Genomic DNA, 24,500 nt, shown 5'->3' on the forward strand with positions numbered 1-24,500 from the left:
GATAATGGCTCCGATGCGCTCAGTCGCCGAACACCAGCGGGTCGTCACCGAGTTGATTCGCGCGCGGCCGCCGGTCGCGGTGCCGCTGACCGAGGCCCAGGGCCTGGTCCTGGCCGAGGACGTGGTGGCGCAGCTGGCTTTGCCGGTCTTCGACAACTCCGCGATGGATGGCTACGCGGTGCGCGCCGAGGACACGTCGGGCGCCACGCCCGAGCAGCCGGTGGTGTTGCCCGTCGCCGAGGACATACCGGCCGGACGCACCGACGAATTGGCGCTGCGGCCCGGGACGGCGCACCGCATCATGACGGGCGCGCCGCTGCCGGCCGGGGCGACGGCCGTCGTGCCGGTGGAGGACACCGACGGCGGCGTGGACGTGGTGGCGATCCGCGCGCCCCGCGACGCCGGCAAGCACATCCGCCGCGCCGGCGAGGACGTCTCCCCCGGCACCACCGTGCTGCGCCGAGGTCAGGTCGTGACGCCGGCCGTGCTCGGCCTGGCGGCGGCGCTGGGAATCGCCGAGTTGCCGGTGATCCCGCGCCAGCGGGTGCTGGTCATCTCGACAGGCTCGGAGCTGGTGACGCCGGGCACCGCGCTGCTGCCGGGGCAGATCTACGAATCCAACTCGATCATGCTGGCCGCGGCCGTTCGGGATGCCGGCGCCGATCTGGTCGCCGTCGCGACCGCGGAAGACGAAGTGGCCCAATTCAGTTCGATCATCGACCGATACGCGGGTGACGCCGACCTGATCATCACCAGCGGCGGGGTCAGCGCCGGCGCCTACGAGGTGGTCAAGGACGCCTTCGGGCGCGAGGGCGACCAGGGCGTGGAATTCGTCAAGGTCGCCATGCAGCCGGGCATGCCGCAGGGCGTGGGACGGGTGGCCGGCGCGACGATCGTCACGCTCCCCGGCAACCCGGTCAGCACGCTGGTGTCCTTCGAGGTGTTCATCCGGCCCGCGCTGCGCCGGGCGATGGGCCTGCCGGATCCGGACCGCCCGCACCGCACCGCGGTCCTCGCCGAGTCGCTGACGTCGCCGCGCGGCAAGCGCCAGTTCCGGCGCGCGGTGCTCAACGACGACGCCAGCACGGTCACCAGTTACGGGCCGCCGGCGTCGCATCACCTGCGCTGGCTGGCGTCGGCGAACGGGCTGCTGGACATTCCCGAGGACGTCGTCGAGGTGCTCGAGGGAACCCGGCTGCAGGTGTGGGATCTGCGCTAGCCCGCGGGCGTGGCGACGTCCCGGTGGAAGTCGTCGGCCCTGTCGAAGGCCGCGGTGCAACGGATCGCTATGCCGACGATCGCCATCATCACCGGGATGGTGACCAGCGCCGCGGACAGCCCCACCCGGCCGGACAGGTGGCCGATCAGCGGCGGCCCCAACAGGTAGCCCAGCCAACCGGTCGCGGCGACGATGGCGATCGCCGACCCGGCGCCGCTCGCGCCGTAGGCCGCGCTGAAGGCGGTGGGCACCAATAACGCCACACCCACGCCCAGCGCGGCGAAACCGAGCACGCTGACCCAGGCGTTGGCGGCCACCAGCGTGACGCTCATGCCCACGACGGCCACCAGCGCCAGCGCCGGCAGCAGCCGGCGGCTGGACACCCGGGCGTGCAGCCGGGGCGCGCCGAACCGGGTGATCACCATCGTCAGTGTGTAGGCGGCGTAGCTCAGCGCGGCGACGCTCGGGCCGGCGCCGATCACGTTGCGCAGGTAGTTGGCCGACCAGTCGGTGGCGGCGCCCTCGCAGAGAAACGACGCGAACGACACGGCCGCCAGGATCGCCACCGCAGGCGTCATCCAGGCCCGCTTGCCCCGGTCCGGTTCCGACGACGCGGCAACGGAATCGGCCGCGTCGGGGATCAGGTGGCGGGTCAGCGGTTCCACCACGATCAGGACGACCAGCCCCAGCATCGTCAGCTGGGCGGTCAGGCCGATGCCCGCGCCGACGCACGCCGCACCGATCAGGGCGCCCACCAGCGTCCCGACGCTCCACATGCCGTGGAATCGCGCCATGATCGGAGCCCTGGCGATCCGCTCGACCGTGCCGGCCTGGGTGTTCATCGCGACGTCCAGCGCCCCCTGGAACAGCCCCCACAGCGCCAGCGCACCGAACAGCGCGGCCGCGGATCCGGACAGGCCCACCGTCGCTCCGGCCGCGACATAGCCGGCCACCGTGACGGGGATCAGCCGGTGACTACCCCAGCGGGGCAGCGCCCAGTGGCTGAGCAGCGTGGCCACCACCGAGCCCAGCGGCGCGCCGAACAGCGCCGTGCCGAGCGCCGCGTCGGAAAGGCCGAGCTCGGCCTTGACGTGCGGAATGTGTGCGGCCCAGGACGAGAACACCAGACCGTGCGCGATGAAGACGGCGGTGACCGTGGCTTTCGTCCGGCGCAACTGTGTTGCCCGCCGATCGTTCGGTTGCATGTCGAAGGTGGGCGTTCCCTCTGCTGGCGTCTACGAATCAGCCGCGCCCTCCGTAAGATGGCCGCGTGGCACGACGCCCCCGCACTATCGGCCCCTCTGCTCAGGACCCGGGCTTCAGCCCGCAACACGTGCTGGAGTTGGTGCGCTCCGCAGTCCCACCAGTGCATCCGGCCGGACGACCGTTCATCGGCGCCGGCCTGGCGCTGGCGCTGGTCGGCCGCAGGCACCGATGGGTGCGACGGGCGGGCCTGCTGGCCGCCGGGGCCTGCGCGGGGTTCTTCCGTCACCCGCCACGGGTGCCGCCCACCCGGCCCGGCGCGATCGTCGCACCCGCCGACGGCGAAGTCTGCGTGATCGACTTCGCCGCCCCGCCCGCCGAACTGAGCATGGGCGACGCGCCGCTGCCGCGGGTCAGCATCTTCCTGTCGCTGTTGGACGCCCACGTGCAGCGCGCGCCGGTCAGCGGCGAGGTGATCGCCGTGCAACACCGGCCGGGCCGATTCGGCTCGGCCGACCTGGCCGCGGCGAGCACCGAGAACGAACGCACCAGCCTGCACCTGCGCACCCCCAGCGGCGCGGACGTGGTCGCGGTGCAGGTCGCCGGGCTGCTGGCCCGGCGCATCATCTGCGACGCGCACGTCGGGGACAAGCTGTCGATCGGTGACACCTACGGCCTGATCCGGTTCGGCTCCAGGCTGGACACCTATCTGCCGTCGGGCTCCGAGCCGCTGGTGAAGGTCGGCCAGCGCGCGATCGCCGGCGAGACCGTCCTGGCCGAGCTGCCATGATCAGCAAGCCGCGCGGACGGCCGGCGGTCAACCTGCAGATCCTGCCGAGCGCGATGACGGTGCTCTCCGTGTGCGCGGGGTTGACCTCGATCCGGTTCGCCCTCGAACACCAGCCGAAGGCCGCGATGGCGTTGATCGCCGCGGCCGCCATCCTGGACGGACTCGACGGGCGGGTGGCCCGCATCCTGGACGCCCAGTCGCGGATGGGCGAGGAGATCGACTCGCTGGCCGACGCGGTGAACTTCGGCGTGACCCCGGCGATCGTGCTCTACGTGACGCTGCTGACCACGTCGCCGGCGGGCTGGGTGGTGATCCTGCTCTACGCGGTCTGCGTGGTGCTGCGGCTGGCGCGATTCAACGCCCTGCAGGACGACGGCGGCCAGCCGTCCTACGCGCACGAGTTCTTCGTCGGCATGCCCGCACCGGCCGGCGCGATCTCGATGATCGGTCTCATCGGACTCAAGCTGCAGTTCGGTGACGGCTGGTGGACGTCGCCGCTGTTCCTGTGCATCTGGATCACCGGGACCTCGATCCTGATGGTCAGCAAGATCCCGATGCGCAAGATGCACGCGGTCGCGGTACCGCCGAGTTGGGCGGCGCCCCTGCTGGCGGTCCTGGCGATCTGCGCCGCGGCGGCGGTGCTGGCGCCCTACGTCTTGATCTGGGTGATCATCGTCGCCTACCTGTGCCACGTGCCGTTCGCCATCCGCAACTCGCGCTGGCTGGCCGCACACCCCGAGGCGTGGGACGACGAACCCAAGCAACGCCGCGCCACCCGGCGGGCGATCCGCCGGGCACAGCCCAACCGCCGGTCGGTGGCGCGGCTGGGCCTGCGCAAGCCGGGCAGGCGCTTGCCGTGAGTCGCTCCGGCGACGATGCACACCGCGCCGGGTCGGCCCGTCAGCTCACGCTGACCGCCCGGCTGAACACCTCCGCCGTCGACTCCCGCCGCGGCGTCATCCGTCTGCATCCGAATGCCATTGCCGCACTTGGCATTCGGGAATGGGACGCGGTGTCGCTGATCGGATCGCGCAGCACGGCGGCCGTCGCGGGCCTGGCCGGCCCGGACACGCCGGTCAGCACCGTACTGCTGGACGACGTGACGCTGTCCAACGCGGGACTGCGGGAGGGCACCGCGGTGGTGGTCGGCACGGTCACCGTCTACGGCGCGCGGTCGGTGACGCTGTCCGGGTCGGCGCTGGCCAGCCAGTCGGTCACGCCGGTCACGTTGCGACAAGCCTTGCTGGGCAAGGTGATCACCGTCGGTGACGCCGTGTCGCTGCTGCCCCGCGACCTGGGCCCGGGCACCTCGACGTCGCAGGCCACCCGCGCGCTGGCCACCGCGGTCGGCATCAGCTGGACCTCGGAGCTGCTGACGGTCACCGGCGTCGACCCCGAGGGGCCGGTGAGCGTGCAGCCCAACTCGCTGGTCACCTGGGGCACCGGCGTGCCGTCCGGTGCCCGAGCCACACCGCGGATTTCGGTCGAAGTCGCCAGGCCGGAGATGGTCGTCGAGGAACTGAAAGGCACTCAGCCGCAGGCGGCCAAGCTCGTCGAATGGCTCAAGCTCGCGCTCGACGAACCGCACCTGCTCAAGACGTTGGGCGCCGGCGCCAACCTCGGCGTGCTGGTGTCGGGCCCGGCCGGGGTGGGCAAAGTGACGCTGGTGCGCGCGGTGTGCGGCGACCGCAGGCTGGTCACGCTGGACGGCCCGGAGGTCGGCGCGCTGGGCGCCGAGGACCGGCGCAAGGCCGTGGCCTCGGCGGTGCAGACGGTCCGCCACGGCGGCGGCGTGCTGCTGATCACCGACGTCGACGCCCTGCTGCCGGCCACCGCCGAGCCGGTGGCCTCGCTGATCCTGGGCGAGCTGCGTACCGCGGTCGCCAGCGAGGGCGTCGCCCTGATCGCCACCTCCGCGCGACCCGACCAGCTCGATGCCCGGCTGCGTGCCCCGGACCTGTGCGACCGCGAGCTGGGCCTGCCGCTTCCCGACGCCGGCACCCGCAAAGCCCTGTTGGAGTCGCTGCTGCGCAACGTGCCCACCGGCGATCTCGACCTCGACCAAATAGCCTCGCGTACACCGGGTTTCGTGGTCGCCGACCTGGCCGCACTGGTGCGCGAGGCGGCGTTGCGGGCGGCGTCGCGGGCCAGCGCCGACGGCTTGCCGCCGGAACTGAAACAAGAGGACCTGGTCGGCGCGCTCACCGTCATTCGGCCGCTGTCCCGCTCGGCCAGCGAGGAAGTCAGCGTCGGCAACATCACCCTCGACGACGTCGGCGACATGGCGGAGGCCAGGCAGGCACTGACCGAGGCCGTGTTGTGGCCGTTGCAGCATCCGGACACGTTCGCCCGGCTAGGTGTCGAGCCGCCGCGCGGGGTGCTGCTGTACGGGCCGCCGGGCTGCGGCAAGACCTTCATCGTGCGGGCGCTGGCCAGCACCGGGCAGCTGTCGGTGCACGCCGTCAAGGGCTCCGAACTGATGGACAAATGGGTCGGCAGCTCGGAAAAGGCTGTGCGCGAACTATTTCGGCGTGCCCGGGATTCGGCGCCGTCGCTGGTGTTCCTCGACGAGGTGGACGCGCTGGCGCCGCGGCGTGGGCAGAGCTTCGATTCGGGCGTGACCGATCGGGTGGTGGCCGCGCTGCTGACCGAGCTGGACGGTGTCGACCCGCTGCGCGACGTGGTCGTGCTGGGCGCCACCAACCGGCCGGATCTCATCGACCCCGCGCTGCTGCGCCCGGGCCGGCTGGAACGGCTGGTCTTCATCGAGCCGCCCGACGCCGCAGCCCGCAGCGAAATCCTGTGCACGGCGGGCAAATCCATTCCGCTGAGCGCCGACGTCGATCTGGACGAGGTGGCGGCCGGACTCGACGGCTACAGCGCCGCGGACTGCGTGGCGCTGCTGCGGGAGGCCGCGCTGACCGCGATGCGCCGATCCATCGACGCCACCGACGTGACGGCAGCCGACCTCGCGACGGCGCGCGAAAACGTCCGTCCCTCTTTGGATCCCACGCAGATCGAGGCCCTACGGGCGTTCGCCAAAGCTCTGTAGCACGGCCAGGGCCGACGCCGCCACGTCCTTTTCCAGCCAGCTCGGCATCGGGTCGTCGTGCGCGTGGCGCCGCACCACGGCGTAGGGCAGGTCGGCGACCGCCCGCGCGACGGCGTCGACGGAGCGCGGCTTGTTGTTGCCATACAGTTGGCGGGCCAACGCCGCGACGCGCTGTGTCAGGGGGGCGTTCATCGCGGCGAGCGTCCGCTGGAATGCCGCATCGGGCTCGTCGTCGAGCAGGTCGCCGGGCCGGATCGTCAACAACAGCCGCGCATCGTCGGGCAGGGCGCGCGCGAAGCCGACGGCGGCCACGGCCATCGCCACGGCGCTGGCCGTCGGGGTATCGCCCTCGGCCGCCAGCGCCCGCGCCTGGAAGCGTTCCAGGGCCCGCAGCCACGCCGCGGTCAAGATGCCGTCGCGGTTGCCGAACCGGTGATACAACGTGCCCGCGGGCGCGCCACTGGCTTTCGCGATGGCGGCCACGCTGGCCGCGCGCGGGCCGCCGTCAAGAACCAGCGCCCGGGCGGCGTCGAGAATCACATCGGTTTCATGCTTCCGCGGAGGCGCCATGATCTAGTACATTCCTTCTATATGGAACGATTACCCTATATCGATGAGCATGCCATAACCATCGACGCCAACCCCGAAGACACGTGGGCGGCGCTGCTGCGGGTGATGTGCCACGACCCGCGCGACCCGTCGACCGTGCCCTTCGGCTTCGTCCTGGACGAGGCCCGACCACCGGCGCGATTCGCGCTCAAGGGCCGCCACTGGTTCGCCGTCTACCGATGGGTCTTCGAGCTGGACGCGCTCGACGGCTCCGCGGGCACCCGGCTGCGGGCGGCCACGTGGGCGGACTTCCCCGGCATCCACGGCAAGGCCTACCGTGCGCTGGTGATCGGCACCGGCGGGCACCGCATCGCCGTGCGGCACACCCTGAAACGTGTTGCGGCAGCGGTACTCGACGCCCGGACCCAGACCGGTGAGACCGCGGCCGATTACGTGGACGTCTTCGAAGTGCCGATCACCGCCGGCGACGCACGCACGGCCGAACAGGCCTTCCGTGACGGCCTCGGCGACAGACCTGGCGCGGGCGGACACCTGGTGTTATGGATCCACCGCAACGTGCTGAGGTTGCGGCTAGGTCCGTCCGGCTCCTCCGGTCACCTCATCGGCTGGCCGATCGTTCGTTCGGATCCCGACGAGCTGGTGTTGGCGACGCGCGGGCCGCTGATGCGCGGCGAGCTGACGCTGCGCCGCCAGGGCGGTCGGCGTGCGGTCCTCACCACCCGCCTGCACTACCGCCGCCGGTTCGCCGCCCGAGCGGTATGGGCGTTGATCGGTCCGCTGCATCGGGTCGTGGCGCCACGGCTGATGCGGCGCAGCGCCCGCCGGGGTCGCGTCCCGGCGGGGATAAGTTAGTCGGCATGACCGAACATCCGACCGCGCTGCAGGTCGTCGACGGAATCGATCTGTCCGGCAAGACATGTGTGATCACCGGCGCGTCGTCGGGTCTGGGCCGCGAGTCGGCCCGCGCGCTGGCCGAACTGTGGGACCTTTCCGAGAAGCTGTGCGCGACAACCTGACCACTCACGGCCCGGGAAGCGGCGACCAGTCCCGGGACAGCTGTGCGGTGAAACGCGGCGCACGACGATCGAGGAACGCGGCGATGCCCTCGGCGGCGTCGGCGCCGCCCATCACCCGTTCGTGCAGCACGGTTTCCAGCGCGGCGACCTGTTGCGGGGTGTAGTGATTGATCGCGCTGTCCCACAGCAGGCGCTTGCACAGCGCCGCCGACATCGGCGCCACGTTGACCGCGATGTCGCGGGCGACGGTCAGCGCATGGTCGAGCACCCGCTCGGCGGGCAACGCGCGGTTGGCGACACCGAGCGCGGCGGCCTCGGCACCGCCGAACGTGCGCCCGGTGAGCAGGATGTCGGCGGCCACCCCCAGGGTGGTCAACTGGGTCAGCGTCCAGTGCGACATGCAGTCGGGCAGCACGCCGCGGCGAACCTGCACCACACCGTATTTCGCGTCCTCGGCGACGATGCGGATGTCGGCCTGCAGCGCGATGGTCAGCCCGATGCCGATGGCGTGGCCGTTGACCGCGGCGATCACCGGTTTGCGCAACTCGAACGCCGCGGGGGTGATCGGCGAGGCCGAGAACGTGCCTTTTGGGCCGGGGTTCGCGGGTGCGTCGAACGGGCTTGCGTCGCCGGAGAAATCGGCCCCGGCACAGAAGGCGCGCCCGGCGCCGGTCAGCACGATGGCCCGGACGTCGTCGTCCCCGTCGCAATCGCGGTACGCGCGGCCCAGCAGCTCGCCCATCTCGGCGGTGTAGGCGTTGAGACGGTCGGGCCGATTGAGCGTGAGTACCGCCACGCCCGAATCGATTTCGACGGTCAGGTCGGCGCTCATGGCAGCGCGGGCACCCGGTGCAGGGCGCCGATCATGTCGGCGACGTCCGCCGGGCGGGGGGTGTAGCCCGGGAAGTAACAGCACACCTCGTCGGCGTGCTCGCCGAACCGCGCGGCGATCTGCTCGGCACACTGCTCGGGCGTTCCCACGATCCCGATCCGGGCCACCATCTCGTCGGTGATCAGCCCGCGCATCTCGGCGAAGCGGCCCTGCTTGGACAGCGCGTTGAGTTCGGGCTGGACGTCGTCCCAACCCTCGACCTGCAGCACCGGCAGGTATGCCGGCGTTGAGCCGTAAAACGCGATGAGGGAGGCCACCCCGTTGATCGCGGTCGTCAGGTCGGCCTCGTCGCGGCCGAGGGCAACCATGCCCTGGGCGATGATCTGAAACTCGCTCAACGTCCGCCCCGAGCGGCGCAGCCCCTCGCCGATGGCGGGCACGGTGCGCTCGGCGAAGTGACGGGCACTGTTGAACGGCATCACCAACAGGCCGTCGGCAATCTCGGCGGCGGTGCGCGTCATCACCGGACCCAGCGCACCCAGCAGCACCGGCGGCGGACCGAACGGGTTGGGCCCGGGATTGAAGTTGGGCGCCATGATGGTGTGCGTGTAGAACTCGCCGCGGAAGTCCAAGCGGGCCTTGCCTTCCCACGCGGCGAAGATCGCCTTGATCGCGGCGATGGCTTCGGCCATCCGCGGCGCGGGCCTGTCCCAGCTGCTGCCATAACGCTTCTCGATGTGCGCCTTGATCTGGGAGCCGAGGCCGAGCCGGAATCGGCCGCCGCTGTAGAGCTGCAGGTCGTAGGCGGAGTGCGCGATGTGTAACGGGCTGCGCGGCGGGGCGATCGCCACGTTGGTCATCAGGTCCAGGCCGGTCGTTCCGGCGGCGATCAGCAGCGGGAAGAAGACGTCGTGCTGGCCCTCGAAGGTGAACAGCCCGTCCGCGCCCGTCGCGGCGATCTCGGCGGCACTCGCCGCCGCCTGCGCCGGTGAACCGCTGACCTGAAGCTGTACCTTCATGCACCCGTCCTTCACACGCCCGGTCATTCGGAAAGCTGAAACTCCACCACCTCGGCGACCGCGTCCACGGCCTCGCGCAGCGCGACGAGGCGGGCGGCGGCTGTCGGCGCCGACAGCACCGAATAGCGATCGGCGGTGCCGATCGGGATGCGAGATGCCAACGCGAACAGGCGCTTTCCCGGCGGACCGCCCCGGTCGTCGCCCAGGATCACCTCGCGGCCGGGGAGCTTGATGTCGCGCGCCTGCGCGATCCGCTCGAACAGCGCCATGGCCCGGTCTTCGACGTCGAGCAACTGATCGTCCGTCACCGGATCGCCGGACTCGTCGGGCCACGGCGTGACCGTCGCCCGGGGATACGGGTCGTCGGGCAGCCAGTTCGACACCCGAATGCGGTCCCCGGTATGGCAATTCAGCATGTAACGCCCGCCACCTTGATCGACGCATTCGGTGATCCGGGACACGACGCCGACGTCGCAGCGCGCATCGCCGCCACCGACCTCACGTCCGCGGGAGATCAGTACCACCCCGAACGGGTCGCCGGTGTCCATGCAGTGCCGCACCAGCGCGCCATAGCGCGGCTCGAAGATCCGCAACGGCAGGTCCTGGTCGGGCAGCAGGGCCGACTCCAGCGGAAACATTGCCAGCTCAAGGGGTTCCGTCATCAGATTTCCAGTTCGGCCACCAGTGCGTCGACGACCGCACGCAGGTCGCCGTCGTGTTCCTCGGCCACCCGGCGCTGCCGCTGGTAGGAGGCACCCTGGCGGGGGATGTCGGCCACCGCGGCCAACTCGTCGACGCAGTTCAACTTTTTGGCCACGGGCTCCAGCCGATTCAGCACCTCGTCGAGATCCTCGGTTACCAGCCGCTCGTTGCTGTCAGCGTCCAGGATGATCACCGCGTCCAGGCCGTAGCGGGCGGCGCGCCACTTGTTCTCCTGGTTGTGCCAGGGCGGCATGCTCGGCAGCGACTCGTCGGCTTCCAGCCGGCGATCCAGGTCGACCACCAGGCAATGCGTCAGCGCGACCAGCGCGCCCAGCTCGCGAAGGTTGGACACGCCGTCGTAGATCCGCATTTCGAGCGTGCCCAGGTGCGGGGAAGGCCTGATGTCCCAACGGACTTCGTCGACGTGGTCGATGATGCCGGTCTTCTTCTGGTCGTAGACGAAGCGTTCGAATTCCGCCCACGTCTGGAATTGGAACGGCAGCCCCGCGGTGGGCAGCTGCTGAAACATCATCGCCCGGGTGCTGGCGTACCCGGTGTCCACACCCGTCCACCACGGCGACGACGCCGACAGCGCCAGCAGGTGCGGGTAGTAGTTCAGCAGCGACGTCATGATCGGCATCACCTTGTTCGGCGAGGAGATGCCGACGTGCACGTGCACACCCCAGATCAGCATCTGCCGCCCCCACCATTGGGTGCGTTTGATCAGCTCGGCGTAGCGCGGGGCGTCGGTCAGCTTCTGAGAGGTCCACTGCGCGAACGGGTGTGCGCCGGCGCAGAACAGCTCCATGCCCCGCTCCCGCACGACGCGGCGCGCCGGCCCCAGAGTCTGCCGCAGATCCTCCATGGCCTCGCCCGCGGATTGGCAGATGCCGGTGACCACCTCGACGGTGTTGCGCAGCAATTCCTTGTGTACGCGCGGGTTTTCGCCGATCTCGGCGATCACCGCGGTGGCCTCGTTGCTCAGGTCGCGGGTGTGCGCGTCGACGAGGGCGAACTCCCACTCGACCCCGAGGGTCGGCCGTGCCGAACGGGCGAAGTCGATGTGGGTGTTGGCCCTGTTAACCGGCACCGATGACACCGCACGCCACCCGCTTGCCGGGGTCACCGGTACTCATCGTCATGTCGTTGGCGCCCGGATTGGTCTGGTTGTTGCTCGCGGATGGGGCGTTGGTTGAGTTGGCCGCACCGGCGTGGATGATGATCGCGGTCTTCTGCCCGGTGAGCAGATCCTCCATGGCGAACGCGTCCGTGGTGGTCATCAACGTGCCGGAGCCGTCCTTGCGCACCTGCAAGGAGGGCAGGGCTCCACTGGCGGGCTCGGCGGTGTGCCCGGGCGCCTGGAAGTGGTCGCCGGCGGACAGGAAGTCGCCGGGTGCGCCGCCGGTCGGGGCGACCGAGTTGGGCTCGCACTTGCCGACCTTGTGGATGTGCACATCGTGGAAGCCCGGTGTGAGCACGCCGTTGGCGGTCGTCTCGATCGTGACGGTGGCGTAGCCGTTGTTGAATTCGAACGTCGCGGTGGCGACCTGGGTCCCGTCCGGCGCCTTCAGGTGCGTGGTAATGCTCGGCGCCGTCGCGGGCCCGGGCTCCGAGGCTTTGGCGGCCGACGGCGACGGCGATCCGGTCCAAATCGCGGGGGTGGTGCCGGGAACTGACGACACGTGCTCCGGCGCCGAACAGGCGCCCAGCAGCACGACGCCACCGGCCAGAACCAGAGGCAGCTTACGCATAGCCAGCAGCCTATCGCGGAGTTAGCCCGCGATGAGGACGATGACACCCGGCGGCTCGCTGCTGAGTGCGGGGATTCGCGGTTCGACGGGCGCGCCCAGATTCTTGCCCACCGCATCGGCGGTGGCGTGCTCGTCGCCGGCGTCGGTGTAGTAGACGGTGGTGGACGAGACGTCGGGCACCGTCATGTTGTCAACCTTGGTGACTTTGAAGCCGGCGGACGTCAGCTGGTCCTTGGCGCGCGCGGCGACACCCTCTTTCGAGGAGATGTTGTAGATCTGCACGTCGGCCTGGGTGCTGGCCGGCTTGCCGGTGGGCGACGCCGACGCCGAGCTGGTGGCACTCGCGCTGGACACCGCGGACGCCGAATCGTCGTCAGAGCTCCCCGACGAACCCAGGGCCTGCCAACCGAGCAGCAGGAAAATGACGCCGAGGAACAACAGCACCATCACCATGGCCCGCAGGGGCAGCCCGGTGGAGTCGGGAACTCGTTCTTTCATCGAGCCCTACTGTAACGAGTCAGGTCACCTCGAAGCCGAGGCGCCGCGCCGCACGTGCCTTCTGCCTGCTGGCGCGCAGCCGGCGCAGCCGTTTCACCAGCATCGGGTCGGCGGCCAGGGCCTCGGGCCGATCGACGAGCGCGTTGAGCACTTGGTAGTAACGCGTCGCCGACATGGAGAACAACTCCTTGATGGCGTCTTCCTTCACACCGGCGAACTTCCACCACTGGCGCTCGAAGGCCAGGATGTCGTGCTCGCGGCGGGTCAGCCCATCTGCGATCTCAGAGTCGTCCCCCGATCGATTTGCCCGCGCCATGGCGCTGTCCATATCGCTTCCCCTGGACCCTTCCGGCGAATTCCGAACTGCTCGAATGACTTGACTTAGCTAAGGGCGTCTTTCGGCGATTATTGAAACACGCGCCAAACCCTCAAGCCGTCATCCAGACCCGCGAGTCGGCCGATTGGCCGAGATTGCCCAGACTCCGATCGCAGGCTGGGCGGCCCACGGACGTGCGGTAGCTTAGCCGACCATGGCAGTCGTTCCGATCCGCATCGTGGGAGATCCCGTCCTGCATACCCCGACACAGTCGGTGCCGGTCGCTGCCGACGGTTCACTGCCGGCGGACCTGGCCGAGTTGATCGCGAACATGTACGACACCATGGACGCCGCGCACGGGGTCGGCCTGGCGGCCAACCAGATCGGGGTCGGCCTGCGGGTCTTCGTCTACGACTGCGCCGACGAAAGGGGCCGCACGGAGCGCCGCCGCGGTGTCGTCGTCAACCCCGTCCTGGAAACCTCGGAGATACCCGAGACCATGCCCGACCCGGACAACGACGACGAGGGCTGCCTGTCGGTGCCGGGCGAGTCCTTCCCGACCGGCCGCGCCAAGTGGGCCCGCGTCACCGGACTCGACGCCGATGGCCAGCCGGTCTCCATCGAAGGCAACGACCTGTTCGCGCGGATGCTGCAGCACGAGACCGGGCACCTGGACGGCTTCCTCTATCTGGACCGCCTCATCGGCCGGCATGCCCGCAGCGCGAAACGCGCCGTCAAATCCCACAACTGGGGCGTTCCCGGCCTCTCCTGGATGCCCGGCGAGGGGCCGGACCCCTTCGGTCACTGATGGTTTCGTGGCCCGACCCGGGAACCCGGGTGACGGTTCGCTACCGCCGCCCGGCCGGTTCGGTGCCGCCGTTGACCGATGCGGTGGGCCACCTGCTGGAGGTCGACCCGATGGTGCGGTTGCGGACGAAGACCGGCGCGGTCGTCGAGTTCGCGCCGTCCGACGCGGTCGCGCTGCGGGTGCTCACCGACGCCCCCATCCGCACCTCGCAGATCCGCGCGCTCGAGCGCGCCGCCGCCGCGGCCTGGCCGGGCGCGGAGCATTCCTGGCTGGACGGCTGGCTGCTGCGGGCCGGCCACGGCGTCGGGCTCGCCGCCAATTCCGCGGTGCCGCTGGATCTTTCGGCCCAGGTGAGCACCGTGCCGGCGATCGTCGACTGGTATGAACGGCGCGGCCTGATGCCACGACTGGCGCTGCCAGATCGGGTGCTGCCCTCGCCGCCCGGGCTGACCGGCGAACGCACGGAACGGGTTGTGGTGCGCGATCTTTCCGACGCGCCAGCCCGCGATGCCGCGCCGTCCCTCACCCTGTCAGCCCGCCCCGACGACTCGTGGCTACGGATATCCGGCGGCGAGATTCCGGTCGACGTGCTCACCGCCGTCCTCGACGGCGAGCTCGCGTTCGCAAGGCAGGGCGACGAAGCGGTCGCGCGCGCCGCGGTGACCGGCGCACCCGATGGCGCGCGCTGGGTGGGCATCTCATGCGTGCGCTCCGCCGACGGCGCCGACGAGCGGACGGCGGCGGACTTGTGCGAGGCGTTGCTGGCGTGGGGCGCCGGGCGCGGCGCGACGCGCGGCTACCTGCGGGTGCCCGACACCGGCGCGACGACGCTCGCCGCGGCGCTGGGATTCCGGCTGCACCACCGCCGCCGCTACGTCCCGGTGCGCCCCGGCGGCTGGGATAGCGTCTAGCCATGCCCGACCAGACGACTGACGGCGACGACCCGCCGCGCCTGCGGCTGGCCACCTGGAACGTCAACTCGATTCGCTCCCGGCTGCCCCGCGTCATCGACTGGCTGGCCCGCGCCGACGTCGACGTGCTGGCGATGCAGGAGACCAAATGCTCCGACAGCCAGTTCCCCACCCTGCCGTTCTTCGAACTCGGCTACGAGGTGGCGCACGTCGGTTTCAATCAGTGGAACGGCGTGGCGATCGCGTCGCGCGTGGGTCTCGACGATGTCCAGATCGGCTTCGACGGCCAGCCCACCTGGAGCAGCAAGCCCGAAGTCGCCGCTACCGCCGAGGCCCGCGCCCTGGCCGCTACGTGCGGCGGCGTCCGGATGTGGAGCCTCTACATTCCCAACGGCCGCGCCCTGGGCGACCCGCACTACACCTATAAGCTCGAATGGCTTGCCGCACTGCGTGATTCGGCGGAAGGCTGGCTGCGCGACGATCCCACCGCCGCGATCGCACTGGCCGGCGACTGGAACATCGCCCCGCAAGACGACGACGTCTGGAGCATGGAGTTCTTTGCCGGCGCCACGCATGTCTCGGAGCCGGAGCGCCGCGCGTTCGAGGCCATCGTCGAGGCGCAATTCGCCGACGTGGTGCGCCCTTTCGCGCCCGGTCCCGGGGTCTACACGTATTGGGACTACACCCAGCTACGGTTCCCGAAGCGACAGGGCATGCGCATCGATTTCATCCTGGGCTCACCGGCTTTGGCGGGCCGGGTGACCGACGCGCAGATCGTCCGCGAAGAACGCAAGGGCAAGGCGGCCAGCGATCACGCGCCGGTGCTCATCGATGTGAGACGTGACTAGCCACGGCCATCACGGCTGGGCGTCACATTAAGCTCGGGCAAATTCGGTGCGGCTTCTCGTTGTCTGCGCGATGGCTTGGTGGCAGGCTTTAAAAATCAGTAGCAACAGCAGGGAGTCATCATGAGTGTCATCGGCGGAGCAGTCCGAGGCGTGAGTCAGGCGGTGAACCGCGCGGCGACCGCGACGACCGCGGCCGCCGGTGCCGTGGGTGGCGCGGCGGTCAACGGAGTCATCGGCGGCGTCGCCGGCGCCGCGGAGGGCGTCAAGCGCGGGATGAACAGCGGTAGCCACTCGGCTCCCGCGGCCGCGCTGGCCTTCGGCGCGCTGGGCGTCGCCGGATTGGTGGAGTGGCCGCTGCTGCTGGCGGTCGGCGGCAGCGCCCTGCTGTTGCAGAAGCTGAGCCGCAAGCAGCAGGCCGAACCCCGCGCGGTCAAGGCGAACCTGCAAGCGGTGCCGGCGGAGTCGGCGCCGCGGAAATCGGCGCCGGCGAAAACCCCCAGCAAGTCCACGGCCAAGAAAACGGCCGGACGCCGGGCGGGCTCCACTGGGTTGCGCAGCACCAATTAGGCGAACCGGCAGCTGATCAGCCGGTTGCTTGGTGGTACACCGCCGAAGCCACTTGCGGCAACGGCCAGCGCACCACGCGATCTTTGGCGTGCGCGGACGGATCCGGGCAGATCGGCCCCCGAACCACCCTGGACGACGGGTTCGCGCCGCGACGAGGCGCCCGATCGCTGTCCCGAATATCGACAACCCCCACGCGCCACAACAGCGCATAGAGTTCGAGTAGCGGGACCCTCAGCACCGAAGCAATCGATGAAACTAGCGGATCGCCCCCGGTGTGGGTCATCGTCGACATAAGTCCGACGGTGGACGCGCGACCCAGCGAGACGGGAAACCCTTCGTTACCGAAAGGCAAATGATGGCGGAAAAGAAGTCGCGGCGCGGCACGACCCAGCGCGAGGCGGTGGAGAAGGTCCGCGAGGGCGAAACATTTGTGGTCAACCTGCCGGCGGTCGGTCAGGTGGAAATCCCCAGGCCAGAGCAGCTGGCCTACTTCGGCGGCCTGGCGGCCCTGGCGGCCCTCGAACTCATCGACTGGCCGGTGGCCCTGGTCATCGCCGCCGGACACCTCCTGGCAAGCAGCCACCACAACAAGCTTTTGGAGGAGCTCGGCGAGGCGATGGAGGAGGCCTAGCCGGTCAGCGCACCGCCCAAGGAAACGGCAGCGGCCAGATCAGCCGGCAGTCGCGAGTTCATTGCTGTCGTCTTCGTTGCAACGCCGCGGACAGCGTCGGGTATATGTCGAACACCCGGTCGAGCTCAGTGACCTGGATCGGCCGCAGCACCTGGTCATGGTCGGCGACCAGCCGAACCGAGGTTCCGCCGGCTTTCGCGTCCTCATGACAGTCGAGCACTGCGTTCAATGCCGCGCTTCCGAAGAACTCAACAGCCAGCAAGTCGATCACCACCGGGCGCACCGGCTGCGCCGAGGCCAGCCCGAGCGCGGTGGTCAAATGAGCGGCAAGCTCACCGACGGTACTGGAGTCGACATCGCCTTTGACGCACACGATCACTACGTCGTCGTGGACCTCGTTTTCGACCGCCAACAACTTTCATGCCTTTCGCCGCAGCCAACGTGGGATCTGCAGCCGCTAAGCCCGATGACGCGGCGGGGATGCGCGATCGCGCATCGCAGATAACCAGAGAGTAACCCCTACCCGAACTGCCCGTTTACCGATCGGTGGTTACCCGGCGGGCTCGGCCGGAATCCTCTCATGCACGGTCAGCAGCAAATGATCGAACTGACTCTGCAGAGCGGCCGCCGGCGGCGGCAGGGTGGCCATTTCGGCGAGCAGTTGCCTGGCCAACGCACGCAATTTCACGTTGGTCTCTTGCGAGCGCCACTGCAGCACCCGAAACGCCTGCTCGGCGCTGACCCGGTACACGTACATCAGCACGCCCTTGACCTGTTCGATGGCCGAGCGGCTCTCGAATAGGTCCGGCAGCGCCTCGTCGAGCACTTCTTGGCGGGTCTCGTCAAAGGTGTTGGTGAGGTCGATGTAGTAACCCTCGGTGCCCAGCACGGCGCCCGAGTCGTCCAGCATGCGGTCGGCGACGACGATCGCGTCGTGCACAACACCCGCGGTGTCGATGAACCGGTGTCGGCTCGAGAACGACTCTTCGGACCGCAGGGCGTAGTCGAGCAGCTCCTGCACATGGGCGCGGTCGTCGGGATGTTTGTGCGACATCAGCAGTTTGGTCGTCGGCACGACCTCCCCCGGCTCGTAGCCGTGCATCCTGGCCACCTCGTCGGACCATTCCCAGCGTTGCCCTACGAACCAGAACCGGAACGCGCCGATGTTCAGATATCCGGGGGCCGGCTCAGTTGGCTCCGAAAATCGCCCGCCGCCCCCATCGGATGACGATTCCCCCGCTCGCCTGCGCTGTTGCACGTTTGCATTCTCCACTAGGGGAGCGCCCTCGGCTACTGCCCCGGCGGAAAAGGCCGTCGACCATGTCACTCGGTCCTGCGTGGGGGTAACGTCGCGGGCGGACCCATCCATACGACGCGGGAGCGCACGCCGAGTGCGCTGAGAGGACGGCTCGGGGCCGTCGACCGTAAGAACCTGACCGGATAATGCCGGCGTAGGGAGATGAAAAATGACTGATGTCCTTTCCGGAACCGTCGACGCGTCGGTGACCACCGGCCCGATCGCGGGCAGCAGCAAGGCCTACCGCGAGATCGAGGGTCCGGACGGCGTGGCCTTGCGGGTGCCGCTGCGGCGCGTGCACCTGTCCACCGGCGACGACTTCGACCTGTACGACACCTCGGGGCCTTACACCGATCCCGGCGCGACGATCGATCTGCGTGCCGGACTGCCGGCGCGGCCCGGCGTGGTCCGCGATCGCGGCACCCAGCTGCAGCGCGCCCGCGCCGGCGAGATCACCGCCGAGATGGCATACATCGCGGCCCGCGAGGGCATGCCCGCCGAGCTGGTGCGCGACGAGGTCGCCCGCGGCCGCGCGGTGATCCCGGCCAACCACAACCACCCCGAGATCGAGCCGATGATCATCGGCAAGACATTTGCAACCAAGGTGAACGCGAACATCGGCAACTCGGCGGTGACGTCCTCGATCGCCGAGGAGGTCGACAAGATGGTGTGGGCCACCCGGTGGGGCGCGGACACCATCATGGACCTGTCCACCGGCAAGAACATCCACGAAACCCGCGAGTGGATCCTGCGCAACTCGCCGGTGCCGGTCGGCACCGTGCCGATCTACCAGGCGCTGGAAAAGACGAAGGGCGACCCAACCGAGCTGACCTGGGAGCTCTACCGCGACACCGTGATCGAGCAGTGCGAGCAGGGCGTGGACTACATGACCGTGCACGCCGGCGTGCTGCTGCGCTACGTGCCACTCACCGCCAAGCGGGTCACCGGCATCGTGTCCCGCGGCGGCTCGATCATGGCGGCCTGGTGCCTGGCGCACCACCGGGAGTCCTTCCTGTACACCAACTTTGATGAGCTTTGCGAGATCTTCGCCCGTTACGACGTCACCTTCTCCCTCGGCGACGGACTGCGGCCAGGCTCGATCGCCGACGCCAACGACGCCGCGCAGTTCGCCGAGCTGCGCACCCTGGGCGAGCTGACCAAGATCGCGAAATCCCATGGCGTGCAGGTGATGATCGAGGGCCCGGGCCACGTCCCGATGCACAAGATCGTCGAGAACGTGCGGCTGGAAGAGGAGTGGTGCGAGGAGGCCCCGTTCTACACGCTGGGCCCGCTGGCCACCGACATCGCACCGGCCTACGACCACATCACCTCGGCGATCGGCGCGGCCATCATCGCCCAGGCCGGCACCGCGATGCTCTGCTACGTCACGCCCAAGGAGCACCTGGGGCTGCCGGACCGCAAGGACGTCAAGGACGGCGTCATCGCCTACAAGATCGCCGCGCACGCAGGCGATCTGGCCAAGGGGCACCCGCACGCGCAGGAGCGGGACAACGCGCTGTCGACGGCGCGGTTCGAATTCCGGTGGAACGACCAGTTCGCGCTGTCGCTCGATCCGGACACCGCGCGCGAGTACCACGACGAGACGCTGCCGGCCGAACCCGCCAAGACCGCGCACTTCTGCTCGATGTGCGGACCGAAGTTCTGCTCGATGCGCATCACCCAGGATGTCCGCGACTACGCCGCCAAACACGGCCTGGACAGTGAGGAAGCGATCGAGGCGGCCATGTCCGAGGGCATGGCGGAGAAGTCGCGTGAGTTCGCCGAGCAGGGCAACCGGGTGTATCTACCGCTGGCCCAGTGACATTCCTGCCGCTGCCTGCGCCGGGCACGACGCCGCGGCGGGTGCTGTCCATTGCCGGGTCGGACTCCGGGGGCGGCGCGGGCATCGAAGCCGACATGCGCACGATGGCGCTGCTGGGGGTGCACGCCTGCGTCGCGGTCACCGCGGTGACTGTGCAGAACACGTTGGGCGTGCAGAGTTTTCACGAGGTGCCCGGTGATGTCGTCGCCGGCCAGATCGAAGCCGTGGCCGGCGACATCGGCATCCAGTCCGCCAAGACCGGGATGCTGGCGTCGCCGCGCATCATCGACACCGTGGCCACCACCTGGCGCCGGCTCGGGTTGACGGTTCCACTCGTCGTCGACCCGGTGGCGGCATCCATGCACGGCGATGCGCTGATGGTGCCAGCCGCCCTGGATTCGCTTCGCGACCAACTGTTTCCGTTGGCGACGCTGGTGACACCGAACCTGGACGAGGTGCGGCTGCTGGTCGACATCGATGTAGTGGACCCGGCGTCGCAGCGGGCGGCCGCGAAGGCGCTGCATGCGCTGGGCCCCCAGTGGGTTCTGGTCAAGGGCGGTCACCTGCGGTCATCGGATCGCAGCTGCGATCTGCTATATGACGGAGCCGATTTCCACGAGTTCGACGCGGAGCGCGTTGCGACCGGCAACGACCACGGCGGTGGCGACACGTTGGCCAGCGCGGTGGCGTGTGCGCTGGCGCACGACTTCGCCGTGCCCGACGCGGTCGAGTTCGGCAAGCGATGGGTCACCGAATGTCTGCGCGCCGCCTACCCGCTGGGCCACGGCCACGGCCCCGTCTCCCCACTGTTTCGGCTGTCATGATTGCCCGCTTCCTCCTCAATCCGTTCCGGACAGCATCGTCAGCGGGCGCATGAACCTCGATCAGATCGCGGGCATCGCGCACGAACCCGTGGGCGACCATAAGCGCAGCCCAAAGGGAATCGTGGTCCTGACCCACGGCGCCGGTGGCAACCGGGATGCCGTTCTGCTGCAACAGCTTTGCGATGAATGGGCGCAGCGCGGCTGGCTAGCGGTGCGCTACAACCTGCCCTACCGCCGCCGTCGGCCCAGCGGCCCGCCCTCGGGTTCGGCCGCCACCGACCGGGCCGGCATCGTCGAGGCCATCACGCTGTGCCGCGGCCTTGCCGGCGGTCCGCTGATCGCCGGTGGACATTCCTACGGCGGGCGGCAGACGTCGATGGTGGTTGCGGCCGGGGAGGCCGCGGTGGACGTGCTGACGCTGTTCTCCTATCCGGTGCATCCCCCGGGCAAACCCGAACGCGCCCGCACCGAGCACCTGCCCGACATCACGGTGCCGACGGTGTTCACGCACGGCACCTCGGATCCGTTCGGCACGCCCGACGAACTACGTGCCGCCGCCGCATTGATCACCGGAACGACCGCCGTCGTCGAGATCGCCAGTGCCCGCCACGATCTGCGGTCCAAGACATTGAACGTGCCGGCGTTGGCCGTTGACGCGGCTTTACAGCTGCTCGGGCGCGATTAGACAGTTACAACTGGACAGTTTTGACTGTCTAGTTTAGGCTGGTGTCGTGGATGGCATCAGCGACTCCGCCGTAGCGGCGGCACGCGATATCCGGGTGGTCTTCAGCCGGCTACGGCGCCGGCTGAAGGACATCGCGGTCGACGGTCTGACACCGTCGCAGACGGCGGTGCTCACCCGGCTGTGGAAAGAAGGGCCGTCGTCGGCCAGCGCATTGGCCGGCGCGGAACAGGTCCGCCCCCAGTCGATGGCCACCATCCTGGCCGCCCTGGGCCAACGTGGGCTCGTCCAGCGCGCGCCGGACCCGAATGACGGCCGGCGCCAAGTGGTGTCGCTGACCCCGGCGGGGAAGAGGCGCGCCGAAAGCGACCGCCGCGCCCGCGAGGAGTGGCTGGCCCGCACCATCCAGGAGCGCTACACCGAGTCGGAGCGGCGGGTCATCGTCGACGCGCTGTCCCTGCTCGAGCGCTTGACCGAACAATGAAAGGACAGGTGCCACAATGGAAGTAGGACTGCACTTCATCGACTTTCTACCCGGAGACCCGGCCAGGCTGGGACCGACGCTGGCCGACGCGGCCAAGGCCGCCGAGCAAGGCGGCGCCACGCTGTTCACCCTCGCCGATCACCTCTTCCAGATGGAGCAGCTTGCGCCCGCGGAGAATCCGTTCCTCGAGGGCTACACCTCGCTGGGATTTCTGGCCGCCCAGACGACCACGATCGACCTCGCCCTGCTGGTCACCGGCGTCACCTATCGCTATCCCGGTTTGTTGGCCAAAGCGGTCACCACCCTGGACGTGCTGTCGCAGGGCCGCTCGATGCTGGGTTTGGGCGCGGCCTGGTACGAACGCGAGCACACCGCGTTGGGCATCCCATATCCGCCGCTGAGCACCCGCTTCGAAATGCTGGAAGAGACGCTGCAGATCTGCCGGCAGATGTGGAGCGCGGACGACGGGCCCTACACCGGCACGCACTACCGATTGAACGAGACGATCTGTGAGCCGCAACCGATTCGGCGACCCCCGATCCTGATCGGTGGGGACGGTGAGAAGAAGACGCTGCGCCTGGTCGCGCAGTACGCCGACATCTGGAACAGCATGTCGAACGACGTCGGGGAGCTCGAGCACAAGATCGAGGTGCTGAACCGGCACTGCGACGCGGTGGGCAGGGACCCGGGTGAGGTCCGCAAGACGTCCGGCGGCCTGGCCGGCGCCGACCCCTTCGACGACACCGACGAATTCTTGAAGACCGTCGAACGCTACGCCGCGCTGGGTGTCGACATGATCAATATCGGCCCCATGCCCGGCAATCCGGACCCGGTCGGGTTCGTCCGCCGCCTGGGCGACGAGGTGATTCCGCGGCTCGCCGAAATAGGCTGATGCCGTTCGGGATTCGTCATCCGGGATAGCGGGAGTAACAGGCGTCCGCGTTGCCGGTCACGCCACCGCGGAACGCCGCGATCCGGGTGAAACCGGCCGGCACGCTGGTGCCGTCCGCGTCACTGGCCACCAGATGGTTGGTGAGCAGGCCGGCGACCGCCTCGTCGAGATCACCGGCGGTCAGCAGCAATTGGTTGTGCGAGGGCAGGTCGATCGGCTCGGCCATCTTGCGATGCGCCACACCGGTCAGGCATGCGGTCCGCAGCGCGGTCCACGGGCTCTGCATCGGCAGGCCGCGCTCGTGCTGCACCGCCAGCGCATATCTCGACATCACGACGGACAGCGCGGTGTCGTCGCCTTGCGGCAGGGTCTGTTCCTTTTCGTCGGCGACCGTGCCCATTGCGGCGAGCCCGGGCAGGTCGATCACGATGGTGTTGGTGGCCGGGCAGTAGGACGCCGGCGGGGTGGCCTTGGCGTCCGGGCAATCGGCAGGCTGGTAGGTCACGCCCGGCGGGTTGGTCGGAGCGAAGATCTTTCCGAGCAGCTCCATCAGATTCGACATGGTGTCCCGGTTGATCGGCACCTCACCGGTCTCCGGTGCCCCGGAGTTGTCGACCCGCAACGCGTTTGGCAGATCGCCGCGGCGCTGCTCGATTTCGTGGCGGTTGATCGCCGCACAGGCCGAGGCGCCATTGAGGAAACCCATTTGGAAGGCGCTGATGCGGTCCAGGGCCGACCCGTGCGCGTCGTCGTTTTCGGTCTCGCTGTCCATCACCGGGTCACGGGTGGTGATGATCCCCGCCAGCACGTGGTCGAGCCCGTCGGCGGTGCTCAACGTGAAGCGCGGCGACTTGCCGTCGGCGACCCAGTACAGATAGACGCCCGCGAAGCAGTCGGCCTGCTGCTCGCGGACGATGGTCGCGTCCCGTCGGGTCACCAGCTTCGCCATCTGCTGCAGCGCATGCCCGAATTCGTGTGCCAGCACCCCGGTGACGGACATGTCACCGAAGTACTTCTGCGCGATGGGCATGAATACGCCGCGGTCCCAGGCGATCAGGTTGCACTTGCCGGTGTAGAAGGCGTTGACGAGCTTGTAGGTCTCGTTGTGGCACACGATCGGGCTGCGCGGATCGCTGGAGTTGTAGGACACCATCTTTCCGACCGGAACGAACTTGCCCTTCAGCGATTGGTCGTACACCGACTGCCAGTAGTCCTCGATGTCGTTGAGCGACAACAGCGCCAGGGCGTCGATCGGCCCGTTGTCGGTGTTGAGCACTTTGCCGGTGGGACTGGGCGCGTGCGAACGGATTCCGCTGGGGCCGTTGGTCGCGGGCAGCCCCCCGACCAGAAAGGGGTCGTTGAGCATCGACAGCGCGCGCCCGTCGACGAACGTCGTGCAACCGGCCACCACAAGTACTGCCGCTGCCCACACGATCGCCGACCTGAGCGCAGCGCTATTCATGACCAACCTCATCCCGACCGGCTACAGGGCAGCATCAAGGGAACTCAGTCTAGAGGCATCGACCCCACCCGGCAGCGGGAATCGAGGGACCCAGCAAACATGCACCTTGCGGCAAGGTACTAGAAAGGCGGTGGATCGCCGTCACCTTCGGCCGGCGGACCCGTTTCCCCCACGTGGACGGCTAACCGGGTTCGGCGGTTGTGCCGCCGTTCGGCGGCGACGCGGTGGGCCCGGTTTTGGGCGCGGGTGCGCGTGCGTCGGGGCATCATCGCGGTGCGGTCGGCACAACGGTCGGGGCTCGGCG

The 24,500-nt window shown here is 69.2% G+C and carries 28 protein-coding genes, 2 pseudogenes and 1 riboswitch; of the genes and pseudogenes, 16 read left to right on the forward strand and 14 right to left on the reverse strand.

What is annotated here, in order from left to right; genetic code table 11:
* The first annotated feature begins 13 nt into the window (after nucleotides 1–13).
* Complete coding sequence (gene glp / locus A5760_RS13835; protein WP_064881634.1) at nucleotides 14–1,219, forward strand: gephyrin-like molybdotransferase Glp; 1,206 nt, start codon at nucleotides 14–16, stop codon at nucleotides 1,217–1,219.
* Here the strand turns inward: glp and A5760_RS13840 are convergent.
* Nucleotides 1,216–2,424 (reverse strand): MFS transporter, encoded by a 1,209-nt coding sequence (locus A5760_RS13840; protein ID WP_064881637.1) that lies wholly within the window; start codon nucleotides 2,422–2,424, stop codon nucleotides 1,216–1,218. The genes glp and A5760_RS13840 overlap by 4 nt on opposite strands.
* Before the next feature lie 65 nt (nucleotides 2,425–2,489).
* On the opposite strand from A5760_RS13840, the gene A5760_RS13845 reads away from it, so the two are divergent.
* Genes A5760_RS13845 through A5760_RS13855 form a run of 3 tightly spaced genes read left to right on the forward strand, consistent with a single transcriptional unit; the run spans nucleotide 2,490 to nucleotide 6,264 of the window.
* Entirely contained in the window at nucleotides 2,490–3,212 is a 723-nt protein-coding gene (locus A5760_RS13845) for a phosphatidylserine decarboxylase (protein WP_196772086.1), read from the forward strand.
* Entirely contained in the window at nucleotides 3,209–4,072 is an 864-nt protein-coding gene (gene pssA / locus A5760_RS13850) for a CDP-diacylglycerol--serine O-phosphatidyltransferase (RefSeq protein WP_064881639.1), read from the forward strand. Before A5760_RS13845 ends, pssA begins: the two co-directional genes overlap by 4 nt.
* Nucleotides 4,069–6,264 carry an AAA family ATPase gene (locus A5760_RS13855; protein ID WP_064881641.1) on the forward strand — a complete coding sequence of 732 codons (2,196 nt, stop codon included), beginning with the start codon at nucleotides 4,069–4,071 and terminating at the stop codon, nucleotides 6,262–6,264. The genes pssA and A5760_RS13855 overlap by 4 nt, the downstream gene beginning before the upstream one ends.
* Here A5760_RS13855 and A5760_RS13860 read toward each other — a convergent pair.
* Complete coding sequence (locus A5760_RS13860) at nucleotides 6,238–6,834, reverse strand: TetR/AcrR family transcriptional regulator (RefSeq protein WP_064881642.1); 597 nt, start codon at nucleotides 6,832–6,834, stop codon at nucleotides 6,238–6,240. The genes A5760_RS13855 and A5760_RS13860 overlap by 27 nt on opposite strands.
* A 21-nt stretch (nucleotides 6,835–6,855) precedes the next feature.
* Between A5760_RS13860 and A5760_RS13865 the strand changes: the two genes are divergently transcribed.
* Nucleotides 6,856–7,686, forward strand: a complete 831-nt coding sequence (locus tag A5760_RS13865; protein ID WP_064881644.1) for a DUF2867 domain-containing protein — start codon at nucleotides 6,856–6,858, stop codon at nucleotides 7,684–7,686.
* Nucleotides 7,687–7,691: 5 nt separating this feature from the next.
* Nucleotides 7,692–7,808: pseudogene (locus A5760_RS26695) on the forward strand (short-chain dehydrogenase); the annotation flags it as partial.
* A 46-nt stretch (nucleotides 7,809–7,854) separates the two neighbouring features.
* Here the strand turns inward: A5760_RS26695 and A5760_RS13870 are convergent.
* The 7 genes from A5760_RS13870 to A5760_RS13900 are packed head-to-tail and all read right to left on the reverse strand — an operon-like array spanning nucleotide 7,855 to nucleotide 12,980.
* On the reverse strand, nucleotides 7,855–8,682 hold the full coding sequence (locus A5760_RS13870; protein ID WP_064881646.1) for an enoyl-CoA hydratase/isomerase family protein: 828 nt from the start codon (nucleotides 8,680–8,682) through the stop codon (nucleotides 7,855–7,857).
* Complete coding sequence (locus tag A5760_RS13875) at nucleotides 8,679–9,701, reverse strand: TIGR03617 family F420-dependent LLM class oxidoreductase (RefSeq protein WP_064881648.1); 1,023 nt, start codon at nucleotides 9,699–9,701, stop codon at nucleotides 8,679–8,681. Before A5760_RS13875 ends, A5760_RS13870 begins: the two co-directional genes overlap by 4 nt.
* Before the next feature lie 23 nt (nucleotides 9,702–9,724).
* Complete coding sequence (locus A5760_RS13880) at nucleotides 9,725–10,363, reverse strand: LON peptidase substrate-binding domain-containing protein (protein ID WP_064881650.1); 639 nt, start codon at nucleotides 10,361–10,363, stop codon at nucleotides 9,725–9,727.
* Complete coding sequence (locus A5760_RS13885; RefSeq protein ID WP_196772087.1) at nucleotides 10,363–11,502, reverse strand: glutamate--cysteine ligase; 1,140 nt, start codon at nucleotides 11,500–11,502, stop codon at nucleotides 10,363–10,365. Before A5760_RS13885 ends, A5760_RS13880 begins: the two co-directional genes overlap by 1 nt.
* Complete coding sequence (sodC, locus tag A5760_RS13890) at nucleotides 11,483–12,154, reverse strand: superoxide dismutase[Cu-Zn] (protein WP_064881654.1); 672 nt, start codon at nucleotides 12,152–12,154, stop codon at nucleotides 11,483–11,485. Before sodC ends, A5760_RS13885 begins: the two co-directional genes overlap by 20 nt.
* A 21-nt stretch (nucleotides 12,155–12,175) precedes the next feature.
* Nucleotides 12,176–12,652, reverse strand: a complete 477-nt coding sequence (locus A5760_RS13895; protein WP_064881656.1) for a LytR C-terminal domain-containing protein — start codon at nucleotides 12,650–12,652, stop codon at nucleotides 12,176–12,178.
* Between the two features lie 19 nt (nucleotides 12,653–12,671).
* A complete protein-coding gene (locus tag A5760_RS13900) occupies nucleotides 12,672–12,980 on the reverse strand; it encodes a DUF3263 domain-containing protein (RefSeq protein ID WP_007768412.1) in 309 nt (102 codons plus the stop codon).
* A 202-nt stretch (nucleotides 12,981–13,182) separates the two neighbouring features.
* Between A5760_RS13900 and A5760_RS13905 the strand changes: the two genes are divergently transcribed.
* The 4 genes from A5760_RS13905 to A5760_RS13920 all read left to right on the forward strand — a co-directional run bounded on the left by A5760_RS13905 (nucleotide 13,183) and on the right by A5760_RS13920 (nucleotide 16,102).
* A complete protein-coding gene (locus tag A5760_RS13905; RefSeq protein WP_064881659.1) occupies nucleotides 13,183–13,776 on the forward strand; it encodes a peptide deformylase in 594 nt (197 codons plus the stop codon).
* Nucleotides 13,776–14,687, forward strand: coding sequence for a hypothetical protein (locus A5760_RS13910; RefSeq protein WP_064881661.1), 912 nt, complete (start codon nucleotides 13,776–13,778; stop codon nucleotides 14,685–14,687). The genes A5760_RS13905 and A5760_RS13910 overlap by 1 nt, the downstream gene beginning before the upstream one ends.
* A gap of 41 nt (nucleotides 14,688–14,728) precedes the next feature.
* Nucleotides 14,729–15,535, forward strand: a complete 807-nt coding sequence (locus tag A5760_RS13915) for an exodeoxyribonuclease III (protein ID WP_155764330.1) — start codon at nucleotides 14,729–14,731, stop codon at nucleotides 15,533–15,535.
* A gap of 120 nt (nucleotides 15,536–15,655) precedes the next feature.
* A complete protein-coding gene (locus tag A5760_RS13920) occupies nucleotides 15,656–16,102 on the forward strand; it encodes a hypothetical protein (RefSeq protein WP_064881665.1) in 447 nt (148 codons plus the stop codon).
* Between the two features lie 16 nt (nucleotides 16,103–16,118).
* Here A5760_RS13920 and A5760_RS27585 read toward each other — a convergent pair whose 3' ends face one another.
* On the reverse strand, nucleotides 16,119–16,394 hold the full coding sequence (locus tag A5760_RS27585) for an Rv1535 domain-containing protein (RefSeq protein ID WP_331237117.1): 276 nt from the start codon (nucleotides 16,392–16,394) through the stop codon (nucleotides 16,119–16,121).
* A gap of 63 nt (nucleotides 16,395–16,457) precedes the next feature.
* Here A5760_RS27585 and A5760_RS13925 point away from each other — a divergent pair, with 63 nt between their 5' ends.
* Nucleotides 16,458–16,733 (forward strand): hypothetical protein, encoded by a 276-nt coding sequence (locus tag A5760_RS13925; RefSeq protein ID WP_155764328.1) that lies wholly within the window; start codon nucleotides 16,458–16,460, stop codon nucleotides 16,731–16,733.
* Nucleotides 16,734–16,791: 58 nt separating this feature from the next.
* Here the strand turns inward: A5760_RS13925 and A5760_RS13930 are convergent, their stop codons facing one another.
* Both A5760_RS13930 and A5760_RS13935 read right to left on the reverse strand, forming a co-directional pair.
* Nucleotides 16,792–17,148, reverse strand: a complete 357-nt coding sequence (locus tag A5760_RS13930) for an STAS domain-containing protein (RefSeq protein ID WP_064881669.1) — start codon at nucleotides 17,146–17,148, stop codon at nucleotides 16,792–16,794.
* A 135-nt stretch (nucleotides 17,149–17,283) separates the two neighbouring features.
* A complete protein-coding gene (locus tag A5760_RS13935) occupies nucleotides 17,284–17,991 on the reverse strand; it encodes a PAS and ANTAR domain-containing protein (protein WP_155764329.1) in 708 nt (235 codons plus the stop codon).
* A gap of 106 nt (nucleotides 17,992–18,097) precedes the next feature.
* Nucleotides 18,098–18,208, forward strand: a riboswitch (TPP riboswitch).
* Here A5760_RS13935 and thiC point away from each other — a divergent pair.
* The 5 genes from thiC to A5760_RS13960 all read left to right on the forward strand — a co-directional run bounded on the left by thiC (nucleotide 18,200) and on the right by A5760_RS13960 (nucleotide 22,734).
* A complete protein-coding gene (gene thiC / locus A5760_RS13940) occupies nucleotides 18,200–19,852 on the forward strand; it encodes a phosphomethylpyrimidine synthase ThiC (RefSeq protein ID WP_064881673.1) in 1,653 nt (550 codons plus the stop codon). (Overlaps the previous riboswitch by 9 nt.)
* Entirely contained in the window at nucleotides 19,849–20,676 is an 828-nt protein-coding gene (gene thiD, locus A5760_RS13945; RefSeq protein WP_064881675.1) for a bifunctional hydroxymethylpyrimidine kinase/phosphomethylpyrimidine kinase, read from the forward strand. The genes thiC and thiD overlap by 4 nt, the downstream gene beginning before the upstream one ends.
* 49 nt (nucleotides 20,677–20,725) lie before the next feature.
* Nucleotides 20,726–21,361, forward strand: a complete 636-nt coding sequence (locus A5760_RS13950; protein WP_064881677.1) for an alpha/beta family hydrolase — start codon at nucleotides 20,726–20,728, stop codon at nucleotides 21,359–21,361.
* Nucleotides 21,362–21,407: 46 nt separating this feature from the next.
* On the forward strand, nucleotides 21,408–21,842 hold the full coding sequence (locus A5760_RS13955; RefSeq protein ID WP_064881679.1) for a MarR family winged helix-turn-helix transcriptional regulator: 435 nt from the start codon (nucleotides 21,408–21,410) through the stop codon (nucleotides 21,840–21,842).
* A 16-nt stretch (nucleotides 21,843–21,858) separates the two neighbouring features.
* Complete coding sequence (locus A5760_RS13960) at nucleotides 21,859–22,734, forward strand: LLM class F420-dependent oxidoreductase (RefSeq protein WP_064881680.1); 876 nt, start codon at nucleotides 21,859–21,861, stop codon at nucleotides 22,732–22,734.
* Between the two features lie 16 nt (nucleotides 22,735–22,750).
* Here the strand turns inward: A5760_RS13960 and A5760_RS13965 are convergent, their stop codons facing one another.
* Both A5760_RS13965 and A5760_RS27365 read right to left on the reverse strand, forming a co-directional pair.
* Nucleotides 22,751–24,196 (reverse strand): hypothetical protein, encoded by a 1,446-nt coding sequence (locus A5760_RS13965; RefSeq protein ID WP_064881681.1) that lies wholly within the window; start codon nucleotides 24,194–24,196, stop codon nucleotides 22,751–22,753.
* A 119-nt stretch (nucleotides 24,197–24,315) separates the two neighbouring features.
* Nucleotides 24,316–24,500 (reverse strand): annotated as a pseudogene (locus tag A5760_RS27365) (hypothetical protein); the annotation flags it as partial.

It is taken from the genome of Mycobacterium colombiense (assembly GCF_001665835.1).
Classification (GTDB): domain Bacteria; phylum Actinomycetota; class Actinomycetes; order Mycobacteriales; family Mycobacteriaceae; genus Mycobacterium; species Mycobacterium colombiense_A.

Bases quoted from the DNA above. Each gene is read 5' to 3' on its own strand.
- sodC (WP_064881654.1), bottom strand. From the start codon at position 12,154: ATGCGTAAGCTGCCTCTGGTTCTGGCCGGTGGCGTCGTGCTGCTGGGC.
- thiC (WP_064881673.1), top strand. From the start codon at position 18,200: ATGACTGATGTCCTTTCCGGAACCGTCGACGCGTCGGTGACCACCGGC.
- A5760_RS13900 (WP_007768412.1), bottom strand. From the start codon at position 12,980: ATGGACAGCGCCATGGCGCGGGCAAATCGATCGGGGGACGACTCTGAG.
- A5760_RS13920 (WP_064881665.1), top strand. From the start codon at position 15,656: ATGAGTGTCATCGGCGGAGCAGTCCGAGGCGTGAGTCAGGCGGTGAAC.
- glp (WP_064881634.1), top strand. From the start codon at position 14: ATGCGCTCAGTCGCCGAACACCAGCGGGTCGTCACCGAGTTGATTCGC.
- A5760_RS13875 (WP_064881648.1), bottom strand. From the start codon at position 9,701: ATGAAGGTACAGCTTCAGGTCAGCGGTTCACCGGCGCAGGCGGCGGCG.
- A5760_RS13965 (WP_064881681.1), bottom strand. From the start codon at position 24,196: ATGAATAGCGCTGCGCTCAGGTCGGCGATCGTGTGGGCAGCGGCAGTA.
- A5760_RS13905 (WP_064881659.1), top strand. From the start codon at position 13,183: ATGGCAGTCGTTCCGATCCGCATCGTGGGAGATCCCGTCCTGCATACC.
- A5760_RS13950 (WP_064881677.1), top strand. From the start codon at position 20,726: ATGAACCTCGATCAGATCGCGGGCATCGCGCACGAACCCGTGGGCGAC.
- A5760_RS13960 (WP_064881680.1), top strand. From the start codon at position 21,859: ATGGAAGTAGGACTGCACTTCATCGACTTTCTACCCGGAGACCCGGCC.
- A5760_RS13880 (WP_064881650.1), bottom strand. From the start codon at position 10,363: ATGACGGAACCCCTTGAGCTGGCAATGTTTCCGCTGGAGTCGGCCCTG.
- A5760_RS13870 (WP_064881646.1), bottom strand. From the start codon at position 8,682: ATGAGCGCCGACCTGACCGTCGAAATCGATTCGGGCGTGGCGGTACTC.
- A5760_RS27585 (WP_331237117.1), bottom strand. From the start codon at position 16,394: ATGTCGACGATGACCCACACCGGGGGCGATCCGCTAGTTTCATCGATT.
- A5760_RS13910 (WP_064881661.1), top strand. From the start codon at position 13,776: ATGGTTTCGTGGCCCGACCCGGGAACCCGGGTGACGGTTCGCTACCGC.
- pssA (WP_064881639.1), top strand. From the start codon at position 3,209: ATGATCAGCAAGCCGCGCGGACGGCCGGCGGTCAACCTGCAGATCCTG.
- A5760_RS13865 (WP_064881644.1), top strand. From the start codon at position 6,856: ATGGAACGATTACCCTATATCGATGAGCATGCCATAACCATCGACGCC.
- A5760_RS13895 (WP_064881656.1), bottom strand. From the start codon at position 12,652: ATGAAAGAACGAGTTCCCGACTCCACCGGGCTGCCCCTGCGGGCCATG.
- A5760_RS13925 (WP_155764328.1), top strand. From the start codon at position 16,458: ATGGCGGAAAAGAAGTCGCGGCGCGGCACGACCCAGCGCGAGGCGGTG.
- A5760_RS13860 (WP_064881642.1), bottom strand. From the start codon at position 6,834: ATGGCGCCTCCGCGGAAGCATGAAACCGATGTGATTCTCGACGCCGCC.
- A5760_RS13840 (WP_064881637.1), bottom strand. From the start codon at position 2,424: ATGCAACCGAACGATCGGCGGGCAACACAGTTGCGCCGGACGAAAGCC.